Origin of the sequence: Clostridium sp. CS001, assembly GCF_020443565.1 — a bacterium.
Classification (GTDB): Bacteria; Bacillota; Clostridia; order Clostridiales; family Clostridiaceae; genus Clostridium_AD.
On sequence record NZ_JAIZZN010000007.1, the window covers coordinates 71,565 to 86,298 of the forward strand.

Consider the following 14,734-nt stretch of genomic DNA (forward strand, 5'->3'; position numbering starts at 1 on the left):
ATAAGATTATGGGTGTAACCTGCTCCTTTTTTCTTCTTTAGGGTTATCTATAGGTGTTTTACTATGTTGTATATGGACTTAGAACGAAAATGGAAAATTAGTCTCAGTGGACGTATAACTACCTTTATAGTTCGATTTGAGTACTGGTCTAGGTATAACTATGCTAATAGTATTGATAACTTTACCTGAAATATTTATTAGCTACTATAAAATATTTGAAAAAGTACTAAATTAACGGTGATATATTTAATACTTTCTATGAATACATCGTTAATTTGGAATATATGTATTCAAGTATAAAACCCGCGTTTAGAGGTTACTACCCCAAGATAGAATATTTGAAAATGAAGATAGTGAAATACTATACAAAAGAGAGAAGGCGAAAAAATGGATAACATAAATAATAACGATTGATATTACTTTTCTGATAATGAAACATATGAGCCTAGAAAAGCTGAGACTTAAAGATTGGGATTAAAAGAGAATATTTATACTTATCGAGATTCATATGATATGTACAAACTTTATGAGGGAGAGTACATGAACTTTTCTGGAAAACTAGATTATGGAGTTTTTAAAGAAGAGAAGGCATTTACATTTTATAAATATGGTTTCGTAGATACGGAGGGAACAGTAATATCAGAAAATATATTTGATAACATTAAGGAATTTAAGGAAGGTTTTGCAGCTGTTGCTAAGAAGATTAAAGTAAATGATAAATACATATACAAATGGGGATTTATAAGTAAAGAAGGTACTAAGATTGTAGCCCATATATTCGATGAAGTCCATGACTTTGAAAATAGTTTTGCTAAAGTAAGGATTAAAGAACAGTGCTCGCAAAACGCAGGAAATATACATCAAGACAGTTATTACCAAAAGTATGTTTTATCAAAACATTCTGACTTAGAATTAATGCTAAATAGTTCTAACTCGAAAAAGTATATAACATCAGTGTAAAGCATTGATATATCTAGGGTTTAATCACTAAAGGATAAAACCCTTATTTTTTTGCTCAAAACCAGTTGCCGTACTCCTATTTGGATTAAGCCATTTACTAGGCTTTCGCTTTGCACCTAGAATTAGGGATATATCAGAGATTAAACTATATTGTACTGGAAAGGCTAATGTGTATCCTAAAATTAAGAGCATTTTGAATGGTTGAATAAATACTAAAATAATTGAGGAAAACTTTGACGACGTGTTAGGAATAACGCACTCTATAAGAGAATGAAATGTAACAGGCTCCCCCATAATGGGAAAAATAGGTTCTTATTCAAGGCAAAATGCTTTAGCTACTTCATTACGAGAAATGGGAGGAATTGAAAAAACTATTTTCATATTAGGCTATATAAATAATAAATCACATAGAAGGTGTATCCAGAGAGGCCTTAATAAAGGAGAAGCTATGAATGCATTTGCTAGAGCTATATTCTTTGGTAAACGTGGAGAATTTAGAGAAAGAGAGTTACAGGATTAACTTCAAAGATCAAGTGCTTTGAATATTTTAATTAATGCGATAAGCATTTGGAATACAACTTATTTCCAAAAGGCTATAGATCATTCAAAACAGAATTACACCTTTGATGAAAGTTTACTTAAACATATATCCCCATTAGGATGGGTACATATCAATTTACTTGGTGAATATAATTTTGATGTTAAAAATGTTCTTGAATCGGATGAATTGAGACCGTTGAATATTAATAATCCATAGAATGGCTTAGAGTGGATAAAAAGTCAACTTTTTATCCATTTAATTCTTTAACGTAGGTTTCTTCGGAAATGTTGGCGCTACCCCTATTACTACACAACCCCCGATTTCAAAACTATATTTTTCATAAAAATACTTATTATGGGGTCTAGCCAGCAGGATCACTAATTATTCTGAGAAGTTATTGACAATATTTCTACAAAATATAACAATTTATTACGTGAAGTATTTTTTAGAAAGCCTTACACTTAAATAAGTTAATCAATTGCAAGAAAATTATGATATTTATATTTGTCGAAGTATGAAACTAAGTAACGCATTTACATATTTGATATCATATGTTAGTATAAAGACATGCAACAATTATATATAAAATTAGTTGCGTAATTATAACATTTGAAGTTACTAGTCTAATAATAAAACTTTTCATATAAAAGTTACATCTTTTGATGAAATAATATTGACTAATGCCATATATTATTAGTGAAAATCACAGAACTTTTTATGGAAAATTAATTGTAATCATTATTCAATTAAAATAATTTCAAATTAAACTGATAAAAATAGGGGGTTAGTCAAATTATGAATATGGAAGAAACACATTATTCGGATTTGGAATTTCTTAAAAGTAAAGATAGTGTATTATATGTTAATAATATTTACTATAGAGATGTTATTAAGGACTCAACTGAAGCAGTTCTCTTAATGAATCGTAGTAGAATTAGCAGTAATTGCAATTATTTAAAAAACATTCTTCATAAAGTTACAGATAATAATTCTTTAATTTGTTATGCACTTAAAGTTGCTCCTAGTACTGAAGTGTTAAAGAGTATTAAAGAATGTGGTGTAGGTGTAGAGGTCTATTGTGAAAAAGAATTAGATATGGCGATTGAACAGAGCATACAGCCAATTGTAGTTGATGGAATGTATAAGCCAAAGGAATTTTTATTCAAATCAGTTGAAAATGAAGTTTTCTTGATTAATGCTGATAGTATTAGAGAAATATATTTAATCAATGAAATTGCTCAAAAGCTTAACAAAAATCAAAATATTGGAATTAGAGTAAAATACTCAAAAGAATCAAAGATGGGCATTAATATTGAATCATTATTGAAAGAAATTGATTCGATAAAGAAATTGAAGAATGTAAATTTAATTGGAGTTCATACGCATCCCGGTTCAAATGTAACAGACAAGAACAGATTAAATGCTCATTATAAGAAATTAAAAGAAGCATATATCGTATTAAAAGAAAAAGGATTTAATATTAAGATTGTTGATTTTGGTGGTGGCTTGGCTGAAAAAATAATAGCAAAAGATAATTTAGAAGAAACTTTGACAAATCTTTTTAAAATGTTTGATAGTGATCCTAATATAACCTTTATATTAGAACCAGGTAGATTTTTAGTAAGTGATGCTGGAATATTATTTGCCAAAGTACATGATGTTAGGGATTCTGAAAACACAATAATATTAAACATTGCAGTCGCACCATATTTTTTAAATACATACAGTAATTTTATTTACTTATTACCTGATAATATGGAATTTATAGAAAAGCGAAACTGGAAGATATGTGGGATTTGGCCTACTGATATGGATTATATTAAAGAAGAAAACTTAAAGAATGGTCTTCCAAATCAAATTAAAATCGGAGACTACTTTTGTTTTTTAAATGCTGGGGCATATAACATAGATAGGTTAGGAGAATATACATTATCTGAAGAAATCGATGTATTATATATCTAACTCTTAGCTACTTAAATTTAGAATTTGTATGTGTTAAATCCTTAAATTATATTTATCTATATTTTTAGAACAATAATATTAATTTAAGCATTTTTAAATAAAGATAAAACGCATAAATATTTCATGGGGGTGAAAATATGAAATTTTTAGTTGTTAATGAATTACCAACTGATTGTGCAATTCAAGATGAAGTTGTTTTTGGACCAGTAGCAAACTAATACAAATTCAATTCTAATTTAGCTGTTTATAATATTAGACTAAATACAGAACAATATATAAAGCAAGATTAGATATAATTAATCTTGCTTTATATATTGGGATTAAATAGATTTTCATTAAAGTTAACAGTTTAATATTGCTTACATGATAATAATAAAAACAATAAATTGATTTTTGAAATATAGTTCTAGTAAGTAAAGCAACTATAATGGGATCAAATGGAATATAGTACGCGTTTTTTGCCCTATATTGAATACGGTAGTATATTGAAATGTAAAGTGAAAATAATGTGGTTTAAGGGTTTAAGGAATATTAACACTAGATATAATGAGAGGTGACATTAATGTATGTAAGAAAAAAAGAAAAAGTTTGTATTGTTGATGGAAAAGAAGCTATAGCAATATATGATTTTAATACTAGGAGACTTTATAGAGTAGGCTCTGAAGTAAAGCATTTCTTTAAACAATTAGAATCTGGAAATAGTTTAAATATAGAATTACTAGATGAAAAGACTTTTAATATTGTTAAGGATTGTTTGGATATTGGACTATTAGAAACTAGTGAAGAAAACTTTCTTACTAGTGATTCATTTAATGATAATATTAATAATTTTATAGATAACGATATAGACGTTGTTTTTTGTTGGCTTGAGATTACATCTTACTGCAATCAAAAATGTATACATTGTTTTATGGGAAATGAATTAAATAAAAATAAATTAGATATTAATTCTATAAGGATTATTGCTAAAGATTTATCCGAAATGGGAGTAAAAAAAGTAGCATTGACAGGCGGAGAGCCGACTTTGCATCCTAATTTTCTTGAAATATTGGACATACTAAATGAATTTAATTTTAAAATTATTATTCTTACTAATGGGTTGAATATTAGTGATGAAATGATAACGAAATTTAGGCAATATAATGTTATTACAAGGATTCCTCTTTTAGGATTAGAGAAAACCCATGATAGAATAACAGGAGTGTCAGGAGCGTATAAGAAATGCTTTAATAATATAAATAAATTAAAAAATAATAGTATTAATTTAACGATTACAACTACAGTTATGGAATTAAACAAAAATGAAATTGAACAAATTCAGGATATAGCTGATAACCTAGATTTAGATTTTGAAAAAGGTCCAATCTTTCCAATTGGAGAGGCTAAGAAGAATTGGGAACTTTTAGTTACAAAAGATTATCAAGATATACTTAGTAATTGTCATGATTTCGATTTTAATCCAGGCAGAAGCATATACTCCGACGAACATTATGTTAATGTCCCTTCAAAAATAAAAAAGTATGTAGATTGTGGCACAAGAAATATTGCTATAACTTCATCAGGTTATTATGTGCCGTGCCTATTATTAAGAGATTCTATTTTTAGTATGGGGTCTACTTACAATAAGTCGATAATGCATCTTGTTAGTGAGAAAAATGATAATTTTAGAAACTTACAGGACAAGATGTCCACTAATAATATTACTCCTTGCAATAACTGTGAAACTAGACATATATGTAAAGGCGGGGGATGTAAGGCAGTAAGCTATTTGTTTAATAATAACATTGAAGAAAAAAACCCTCATTATCTTAAATGCTACTATTAAACTAAAGAAAACTATATTTTAATTATAAGGAAGATTTGAATAGATAATTATTTCAAAATTGAAATTTATAAATATTAACAATTTATATTTACGGAGGTATTTACTATTGAGTTTTAATGTTGTTGAGTTTAAAATAACATATTCATGTAACTTCAAATGTATGTTTTGTATTGTGGGTGATAGAAGAAATGATAGAAGAAGACTAGTTCCTATAGAAATGATTGAATATTTAGATGAAATTATGCTCGAAAATCAGATTAATACTATTCATATATCAGGGGGAGAACCGACTTTATATAAGGAGCTGTTTGAGCTATTAAAAGAAATTAAAAAAAGACCTATAAAAAACATTATACTACATACAAATGCTGTTATGTTGGCAGATATAGAATATGCCAAAGATATTCTTTCAATAGTAACTCATGTGTTTATTTCATTACATACATTGAATGAATACACGCATAAATCAATCTCTGGAGTTGATAATATGCTTAAATTGCAGCTGAAGGGAATTGAAAATTGCGTTTCACTTGGCAGTTTTACTTTGATTAATACTGTGATTACGAAAGATAATCTTAATGAACTTATCGATATTTCATGTTATCTTTCTAATATATGTGTGAGTGGATGGATGATAACTTTTCCTTTTTTAGCTGGTTGGGTTGAAAATAATAAAGATAAAATCATTGTAAATTCATTAAGTGAATTAAAAGTTCAGCTATATCCAGCTATTGAAAAGTCGATAAATAATAAAATGAATGTTGTTACTAATGGGTTGCCATTATGTTACCTTGATAACCATATCTCTAATTTAATTGATTCGTATAGATCAATTATTAAAATGGGATTTGATTGGGATAACAGGAAACTGATTGATTCAGTTTCTGTTAAGGGAAAAGAAGAGAATATGCTAGAAGATTTTTCTAATATTTATAAATCTAAAAAATGCAAGAGGTGCATATTAAATTATGATTGTCCTGGATTTTCAAAAGAACTAATTGATACTGGAAATTGGCCTCAGCTTCAAATTGTTAAGACTTTAATATAAAAATTTATATGTACAATTAATAATGTTTAATTGTAATCTAATTAAAGGTTAATATTTTATAAATTTATTTTCTTTTTATGAACTTCAATAATATATGGCAAGTACATTATTATTTCAAAATTAATGATATTTTTCGCAAAGTATACCATAATGGCACTATGGTTATAAACATAATAAATCAGGACCACCCGTAAAACGGGTGGTTTGCTCTAGCCCTATAAGGGCATATTACTGGCTTATGTCTAAAGACATTCTGAACGGTGTGCCAACCGCAAATTTTTACAGTCTACCCCTAAAGGGGTTTTATTTTTTGACCTTTATTACTGGCTCACCCGTGAACGGGTCCATATATTCCTTAATACTAATTTGTTCTGCTACTATGTCTTCTTGTATTTGATTTTTTATATACTCTTCAATGATCTTTTTATTTCTCCCTACTGTGTCCACATAATAACCTTTGCACCAAAATTGCCTATTGCCATACCTATATTTCAAGTTTGCATGTCTGTCAAATATCATCAATGAACTCTTACCTTTCAGATATCCCATAAATGATGAAACACTCAATTTCGGTGGTATACTTACAAGCATATGTATATGATCTACACATGCATTTGCTTCTATTATTTCTACCCCCTTATGCTCACACAATTTCCTTAATATCTGACCTATATCTGCTTTTATGCTCCCGTATATTATCTGTCGCCTGTATTTTGGTGCAAATACTATGTGATATTTACAATTCCATTTACTATGTGCTAAACTGTTGTTATCCATTTGGATACTCCTCCTTTGTATTTTGTTGTGGTTGGCAAACCCACTTTCATTTTACATCGGAGGTTTTATTTTTTCTACTCATAGCTAAAAGCTTTTTAGAACCACAGGTATAACCTGTGGTATTCGTTATACAATAAAAATCCTTCTGTCAATAAGCCAGAAGGATAATATAGTCAAAATTACGCAAAAATACGTTTTTAAACACCATCTATCTCTCGTAGAGCTGTCGTGCATCAAAATAGGCAGATTTTCTGGCTTAAGTATCATCATCTTTACAAAGACTCCTCTATTCACAGTGGCGGGACCGCGAGAGATTTAGACTCTCTTCCCTTTTAATCAACAAATAATTTTAATTTGTTGAACCTATTTATCTAATATTTTATTTTTACTACTTTACTTTACCATATATAGTATTTCATTGCAAGTATCTTTAATCACATCCGGAGCTAAATAATACTTTTTTAGAATCAATAATTTCTCTTAACAATAATTCCTATTTTCCATATACTTATAATTAAACCAGGTGTAATATATTCTTATGATACACTTAATAAAATTACTCTAATCGTGTTTGTATTTTCTATAAACTCTTTTTTCTTAGATTATGCTAACAAAAGTATATATTGCTCAGTGAAAGCATTCCAGCAACATATTCTTTTAGTTACAGCATAATCTAAGAAAAAAATTATTACTAAGATTAGATATTAAGAGGAGATGTTAAAATGACCGCATTTATTAATGGAAACATAATAACTTTAGACAAAGACAAGGTTTGTGAAGCTTTTTATGTAGATAAGGGTGTTTTTAAAGCTATAGGTACCAATGAAGAAATATTAAGCTTAATTAAATCGCAGGAAGATATAGTTGATCTCAAAGGTAATACCGTTGTTCCAGGTTTTAATGATGCCCACATGCATTTCTTAAACTATGCTGTTCAAAAACATAACGTTAACTTAGTAAATGTGCCTTCTATTGATGAGCTTATAAATTCAACTAAGGATTATATAAAAACTCACAGTATTCCAAATGGTGAGTGGATACTTTCAAGAGGGTGGAATCATGATTTATTTTCAGAAAAAAGACTTCCTACTAGATATGATCTTGACAAAATAAGCAGTTCACATCCCATATACTTTGCTAGGATATGTGGACATATTGGCGTTGCAAATTCTAAGGCACTAGAACTGCTAAACATAACCTCCTCTACTGAAAATCCAGAGGGTGGCATTATTGATAAAGAAAATGGAGTTCCCACTGGAATCCTTAGAGAAAACGCTTTGAACTTAGTTTCAAATTCTCTTCCTGTAATGCCCAAAGATCAAATTAAAACATTGCTGAAATCTGCATTTATAGATGCTTTAAAGGTAGGTATTACTACTATCCAAACTGAAGATTTAACACACTGTGGGTCTTTAGATAACTTGCTTTGCGCCTATAGGGAATTAGAAGCTGAAGGGTCCCTTCCTATAAGATTTATCCTTCAATTAAATTTACCTAATGAGAAAAGCTTATCAGAAGCAGTTTCACTCGGACTAAAATCAAATTTAGGCAGTGACTTATTAAAAATTGGACCTGTAAAGCTATTTCAAGATGGCTCTTTAGGTGGTAGAACCGCTGCCATGAAAGACCCCTACTGTGACGCAGATACTACAGGAGTGCTAATATATAACCAAGCTTTTTTAGATAATATTACTAAACTTGCACATAACGCTGGATTTCAAGTAACTATTCATGCAATAGGTGATAATGCAGTAGAAACTATTTTGAATTCCTATGAAGGTATAATTACTGCTTCTGAAAATAAAGATTTACGATTAACTATAGTTCATTGTCAATTCACTAATGATGAATTACTTAACAGATTTGAAAAACTAAAGGTTGTAGCTAATGTTCAGCCCTCATTCGTTATGACTGACTATCCCATTGTAGAAACCGCAGTTGGCAAAAACCGTGCGGACACAAGTTACGCTTGGAAAGATATGCTAAGCTCAAATATCCCAGTTGCTTTCAGCTCTGATGCTCCCATTGAGAGCTTTAACCCTATAGAAGGCATTTATGCAGCAGTTACTAGAAAAAGCTTACTTGGCCTACCTAAAGACGGCTGGCACAGTGATCAAAACCTAACTGTTCTTGAAGCTTTAAAAGCTTATACCCTAGGTTCTGCTTTTATGAGTTTCGAAGAAACTATTAAAGGTAGTATATCCCTCGGAAAACTAGCTGACTTTGTAGTATTGTCAGAGAATATTCTTCAAATTCAAAAGGATAAAATAAAAGACATAAAAGTTTTAGAAACCTATGTCGGTGGTGTTAAGATGTATTAAATAATTTATTACATGTACTTGCAGACTAGATCAATTAAGTCGTATTTGATCTACCGCTCTTTTTTAAATTAAAATATTTAGATAATTTTTTTTCTTATATTATGCTAACAAAAGTATATGTTGATAAGAATGCATTTGAACAAGCTTTAGTAATTCTTAATTTATTTTATTTTCAGATGCGTAAAGAAAAATGCTTGTCTGAGCGAAGCGAGTTAGCATTTTTTAGCAGCCGAAAATAAAATAAATTTTAGAATTACTTAGCGCAGTGAAAGCATTCCATCAACATATACTTTTAGTTATAGCATAATCTAAGAAAAAAATTCTTACCTATTTTTTTTGATTGTTTTTAACTCTATTTGGTTTAGCCTTAGGTCTAATTACTACATCTTTTTTCTTATCCTTTTTACTGTTAGAACTTATAATGTTTGTTTTAGAGTTTTGTTTTGAAGTGTTTTTATTTTTCATAAAACCAGACAAATCCATAAACCACAAAAATAAGACAACAAAAATTCCTGGTATTATATAGTTAGATACATATTTAGGCATGTTTGGCCATATTACCATAGGAACTATAAATAATACCACAGCTAATGCAAGTACTGCCCATTTGTTAACCTTTACCTTTTCTAACACATAAGCTTTTAACACATTGTATATTACAAGAACAATAATTGAAAATGCCACAATGCTAAGTATTGTTATTAATATATCCACTTTATCCCTCTTTTCTATAAGACATTCTTATTCATTATGCCTTAATAAATGTATACTATCTATTATCAAACATTTCTTAATATATATCAATAGCTTATGCACTAATTTATCTTTTTATATTTGTATTTCAAAAAAGTTTATGCTAAAATATTTTTGGGTAGTATCGAATAAGAACTGCACCTAATTGTTTAACATATTATTTTTTTGGTTTTTCTGCTCATATCTTTATGAATGAGACAGCTATACAGGAGTCTCCCACCCTCAATATTTGAGGTGTTTTTGCAATGTATCAAATTGGAGGCGATATTATGGTTATTGGCTTTATTGGATGTGGAAAGGTAGGTTTTTCTTTAGGAAAGTATTTTTCTATAAAAGGAATAACGTTATCTGGCTACTATAGTAAATCTTACACAGATGCAAAAGAGGCATCGAAATTTACTAATTCAAAAGCTTATGAAAACATTAATGAATTGGTTGAGGATAGTTCAATAATTTTTATTACTACTCCTGATGACTCCATTCATGAAGTTTCGCAGAATTTATCAAACTTAAACTTAACTAATAAAATAATATGTCATACTAGTGGTTCCTTAACCTCTAGCATTCTTTCAAATATAAACAATTCAGATGCAGTCGCATACTCAATTCACCCTATTTTCCCGTTTTCTGATAAATATAACTCCTATAAAAATTTACAAAGTGCTTATTTTTCTATAGAAGGACCTGAAATCCATATACATGAACTTAAAGATTTTATTGAGTCTTTGGGTAATAATGCTTTTGTTATTAATAAAGAAGATAAGGCACTTTATCACTTAGCTAGTGTAACTGCGTCAAATTTAGTTTTATCCTTAATTAATACAGGATGCAGTTACCTAAGTAAATGTGGACTTAGTGAAGATAATGCTCTAGAGGCATTGTTACCCTTGATCCAAAATAACATTGATAATGTAAAAACTAAGGGTTTACTGGGCGCTTTAACTGGTCCTGTTGAAAGAAATGACTTAGGCACAGTAAAACATCACATAACTGCTATTCCTAAAGGTGATGCTCCATTATATAAAGATTTATCACTAAGGCTACTACATTTATCAGAAAGAAAACACAAGAATAGAGACTATAATAAGCTTAAAGAATATTTAGAACTTCAAGAGGGGGGTTAATAATTGAAAAATTCTATTTCAACCTTTATGTCCGCAAAACAATCTGGTGAAAAGTTAACAATGCTCACTGCCTACGATTATTCCATGGCCAAACTTATTGATGAATGTAACGTCAATGGAATTTTAGTAGGAGATTCTTTAGGTATGGTTTGTCTTGGCTATAAAGATACCTTAAGTGTTACTATGGAGGATATGCTTCACCATACTAAGGCTGTTGTAAGGGGAAGTACTAATGCTCTTGTGGTGGCAGATATGCCCTTTATGTCTTATCAAGCCTCTGTGTATGATGCAGTGAAAAATGCAGGTAGATTTATACAAGAGGCCGGTGCAGCTGCTATTAAGCTTGAGGGCGGTGCCTTAGTTTGCCCACAAATTGAAGCTATAGTCAATGCTCAAATACCTGTAATGGCTCATATTGGACTTACTCCTCAATCTATTAATATGTTTGGAGGTTTTAAAGTTCAAGGCAAAAACAGCATTGATGCTAAAAAACTTATTGAGGATGCTAAAAAAATAGAAGCAGCAGGTGCCTTTGCCATTGTACTTGAATGTATTCCCGCAAGACTAGCCGACATTATATCAAAAGAGATATCTATACCTACTATTGGAATTGGAGCCGGTGCTGGCTGTGACGGTCAAATTTTAGTATACCAAGACATGTTAAATATGTTTTCAGATTTTAAACCTAAATTTTCAAAAACCTTTTCAAATGTTGGGGATCTTATGAGAGATGCATTCAAATCCTATATTAGAGAAGTTAACGAAGGTACTTTTCCCGGTGCTGAGCATTGTTTTAAAATAGATGATGAGGTTTTAAATAAGCTATACTAATACAATTACAATTCAAATAAGAAAGGAAGTGAAGATGACATTAATAAGGTGTATTAATTGCACTTTATATTGTCTACAGATAATGAATATTGTAAAAACTATTACGGAAGCTCGTAACCAAGTAAAAGCTTGGAAAAAAGAAGGTTACAGCATTGCCTTAGTTCCAACTATGGGATATTTGCATGAAGGTCATGCCAGTCTCATAACACGTGCTGCAAAGGAAAATGAAAAAGTTATTGTAAGTATATTTGTAAACCCTATTCAATTTGGACCAAGTGAAGATTTAGCTTCTTACCCAAGAGATTTAGCTAAGGATAAAATCTTATGTGAAAATGCAGGAGCTCATCTAATTTTTGCTCCAGAGGCCATGGAAATGTATGCCTCGGATGCTGTAACTGCTGTCAGTGTGAAAGAGCTTACAACTGGACTCTGTGGAGCTAAAAGACCTGGACACTTTGATGGTGTATGCACTGTAGTTTCAAAACTCTTTAACATAATCCCTGCTGATAAAGCTTATTTCGGTGAAAAAGATGCTCAGCAGTTAGCTGTAATAAAACGAATGGTTAGAGACTTAAACTTTGATATTGAAATTGTTGGTTGTCCTATTGTACGAGAAGATGATGGTCTTGCAAAAAGTTCACGTAATACTTATTTATCCTCTAGTGAAAGACAAGCAGCCCTAGTCCTAAGTAAAAGTTTAAATAAAGCTAAAGACATGTTATCATCTGGTGAAAAGTCTAGCAACTCTTTAAAGGAAATTATAAAAAAAGAGCTAGAAAGTGAAGTTTTAGCTAAAATTGATTATATAGAAGTGGTGGATGCTTTGTCCTTAAATGATATAGAATTTGTGAATAAACCAATTCTAGTTGCCATAGCCGTGTTTATTGGCAAAACAAGATTAATAGATAACTTCGTATGGGGGGATAACAATTAATATGTTACTAACTATGTTAAAATCTAAAATACACAGAGCTGTTATTACGGAAGCTAAATTAAATTATGTGGGAAGCATAACTATAGATAAGTCACTAATGGACACTGCAAATATTCTAGAATATGAAAAAGTTCAAATTGTTGATATAGACAATGGAAACAGATTTGAAACCTATGTCATTGCAGGGGAACCTGGTAGTGGTGTAATGTGTGTAAATGGAGCTGCTGCAAGATGTGTCCAACCTTCTGATAAAATAATAATTATGACTTATTGCCAAATCGATCAAAAAGAAGCAAAAGATTTTAAACCTACTGTTGTATTTGTTGACGAGGCCAATAATGTAATAGAAATAGCTCAAAAGGAGATTCATGGAGAAATTAAATAATTTTTTTATGATAAAGTAATAATTTTCGAAAATTTGCTAACAATAATGCTGAAGACTTTATTAAAAAGGAGATGTATATATTGAAAGCATTAGATAATACTGCACTCGTGTTAGTTATTATAGGAGCTATAAATTGGGGATTAATTGGTTTTTTCCGATTTGATCTAGTATCAAGCTTATTCGGAACTGGTACAGCGCTCACTAGAATCATCTTTGCTCTAGTAGGTTTAGCTGGCTTATATTCCCTATCTTTACTAGGAAGAGATTCTGGCAGAGACAACGACAGAGATACAACTAAAGTTAAATAGTCCATAAAATTTTATGAACATAAAAAAAGCTGAAATTTCAAATTCAGCTTTTTTTATATTTATGTAATTTAAAAAATGGATATCCTTCTCTTTTTTAAACTACTTTAAGTAAATCTTAACTGAACCAAGGCAGTTTTATGCATAATCCTTATAACAATCAAACTATAAGAATCTTTTTTTCCTATATCTTTTATAATACTTGAAATATCATCATCTAACATCATCAAGGTGTTTCCTGTTTTACTCTTAATTTCATATCCCTTTAAAGCCTTTTCTATAAATAGATTTTCCCACTGTTGTGGTTTATATTCACTAAAAGTTATCTCAAAAACTATTCCTTGTTGCGAAAGTAACCTTATTAGACTATTATATTGCTCATTTAACATATCTCTTGTAAATTTCAACTTTTCTATAACAGAATTATTTTGCTGAAAAACTTTGCTTTTCTCATTTATTTGTTCTTCAAATTGTTGTTTTTTAAGATCAAGTGCACTGATTTTATTATTAATATTATTTAAATAATAATTGTTATTATTCTCATTCACTATTATTACCTTGCCTTTCTTAGTATTAATTAGGTAGAATGTTATTGAGGTGATTAAATGAATAAATTTATAGATTGGCTTATTGAAACCCTAAGCTATATTACTAAAAAAAATAAACTACATATAATTTCATTTTATAATAAAACACGCTTTTTAATCAATAAAAATTTCACTTTAAATAAAATATATAAACCAATTATTGAAGAGAAAGTCGCCATAAATAAGAATTTAAAACAAAAATTAAGGGATATTGACAACAAAAATAAAGAAGCTGAAAAGATTATATTAAATTTGCAAGAGAAAAATGTATTACTAGAAAATAAAATATCTATAATCCAAAATCTTCTAACCAAAAGACACGACTAATTATCATTTTTGGCACCAAGTCAATAATATATTTGCCTTTGGTTAATACTATAT

At 29.6% G+C, this 14,734-nt stretch carries 14 protein-coding genes, 1 pseudogene and 1 riboswitch; of the genes and pseudogenes, 12 read left to right on the forward strand and 3 right to left on the reverse strand.

Translation table 11 applies throughout. The features are described 5' to 3' along the window. The first annotated feature begins 540 nt into the window (after positions 1-540). The 5 genes and pseudogenes from LGK97_RS06755 to LGK97_RS06775 all read left to right on the forward strand — a co-directional run bounded on the left by LGK97_RS06755 (position 541) and on the right by LGK97_RS06775 (position 6,336). Positions 541-960, forward strand: a complete 420-nt coding sequence (locus LGK97_RS06755) for a WG repeat-containing protein (RefSeq protein ID WP_226258995.1) — start codon at positions 541-543, stop codon at positions 958-960. Positions 961-1,036: 76 nt separating this feature from the next. After that, positions 1,037-1,717, forward strand: a pseudogene (locus LGK97_RS06760) (Tn3 family transposase); the annotation flags it as partial. A gap of 579 nt (positions 1,718-2,296) precedes the next feature. Continuing rightward, entirely contained in the window at positions 2,297-3,463 is a 1,167-nt protein-coding gene (locus tag LGK97_RS06765) for a diaminopimelate decarboxylase family protein (RefSeq protein ID WP_226258996.1), read from the forward strand. A gap of 562 nt (positions 3,464-4,025) precedes the next feature. Further along, positions 4,026-5,288 carry a radical SAM/SPASM domain-containing protein gene (locus LGK97_RS06770; protein WP_226258997.1) on the forward strand — a complete coding sequence of 421 codons (1,263 nt, stop codon included), beginning with the start codon at positions 4,026-4,028 and terminating at the stop codon, positions 5,286-5,288. A 106-nt stretch (positions 5,289-5,394) separates the two neighbouring features. Next, positions 5,395-6,336: a radical SAM protein gene (locus LGK97_RS06775; protein ID WP_226258998.1), complete on the forward strand. Its 942-nt coding sequence runs from the start codon at positions 5,395-5,397 to the stop codon at positions 6,334-6,336. 303 nt (positions 6,337-6,639) lie between these two features. Here LGK97_RS06775 and tnpA read toward each other — a convergent pair whose 3' ends face one another. Next, on the reverse strand, positions 6,640-7,113 hold the full coding sequence (gene tnpA / locus LGK97_RS06780) for an IS200/IS605 family transposase (RefSeq protein ID WP_226258999.1): 474 nt from the start codon (positions 7,111-7,113) through the stop codon (positions 6,640-6,642). A 223-nt stretch (positions 7,114-7,336) separates the two neighbouring features. Continuing rightward, positions 7,337-7,495: riboswitch (cobalamin riboswitch) on the reverse strand. Positions 7,496-7,835: 340 nt separating this feature from the next. Between tnpA and LGK97_RS06785 the strand changes: the two genes are divergently transcribed. Continuing rightward, positions 7,836-9,434 (forward strand): amidohydrolase, encoded by a 1,599-nt coding sequence (locus tag LGK97_RS06785; protein ID WP_226259000.1) that lies wholly within the window; start codon positions 7,836-7,838, stop codon positions 9,432-9,434. Between the two features lie 327 nt (positions 9,435-9,761). Here the strand turns inward: LGK97_RS06785 and LGK97_RS06790 are convergent, their stop codons facing one another. Next, on the reverse strand, positions 9,762-10,148 hold the full coding sequence (locus LGK97_RS06790) for a hypothetical protein (RefSeq protein ID WP_226259001.1): 387 nt from the start codon (positions 10,146-10,148) through the stop codon (positions 9,762-9,764). A gap of 308 nt (positions 10,149-10,456) precedes the next feature. Here LGK97_RS06790 and LGK97_RS06795 point away from each other — a divergent pair, with 308 nt between their 5' ends. From LGK97_RS06795 to LGK97_RS06815, 5 genes are all read left to right on the forward strand, one after another. Then, positions 10,457-11,311: a Rossmann-like and DUF2520 domain-containing protein gene (locus LGK97_RS06795; RefSeq protein WP_319001553.1), complete on the forward strand. Its 855-nt coding sequence runs from the start codon at positions 10,457-10,459 to the stop codon at positions 11,309-11,311. Between the two features lie 3 nt (positions 11,312-11,314). Next, positions 11,315-12,142, forward strand: a complete 828-nt coding sequence (gene panB, locus LGK97_RS06800; protein ID WP_226259003.1) for a 3-methyl-2-oxobutanoate hydroxymethyltransferase — start codon at positions 11,315-11,317, stop codon at positions 12,140-12,142. 82 nt (positions 12,143-12,224) lie between these two features. After that, positions 12,225-13,076 (forward strand): pantoate--beta-alanine ligase, encoded by an 852-nt coding sequence (gene panC / locus LGK97_RS06805; protein ID WP_226259074.1) that lies wholly within the window; start codon positions 12,225-12,227, stop codon positions 13,074-13,076. Between the two features lies 1 nt (position 13,077). Continuing rightward, complete coding sequence (gene panD, locus LGK97_RS06810; RefSeq protein ID WP_226259004.1) at positions 13,078-13,461, forward strand: aspartate 1-decarboxylase; 384 nt, start codon at positions 13,078-13,080, stop codon at positions 13,459-13,461. 80 nt (positions 13,462-13,541) lie between these two features. After that, positions 13,542-13,769, forward strand: coding sequence for a DUF378 domain-containing protein (locus tag LGK97_RS06815; RefSeq protein WP_226259005.1), 228 nt, complete (start codon positions 13,542-13,544; stop codon positions 13,767-13,769). A gap of 104 nt (positions 13,770-13,873) precedes the next feature. Here LGK97_RS06815 and LGK97_RS06820 read toward each other — a convergent pair whose 3' ends face one another. Continuing rightward, a complete protein-coding gene (locus LGK97_RS06820; protein WP_226259006.1) occupies positions 13,874-14,314 on the reverse strand; it encodes a hypothetical protein in 441 nt (146 codons plus the stop codon). Positions 14,315-14,371: 57 nt separating this feature from the next. Here LGK97_RS06820 and LGK97_RS06825 point away from each other — a divergent pair, with 57 nt between their 5' ends. Next, positions 14,372-14,680 carry a hypothetical protein gene (locus LGK97_RS06825; protein ID WP_226259007.1) on the forward strand — a complete coding sequence of 103 codons (309 nt, stop codon included), beginning with the start codon at positions 14,372-14,374 and terminating at the stop codon, positions 14,678-14,680. Positions 14,681-14,734 lie beyond the last annotated feature (54 nt).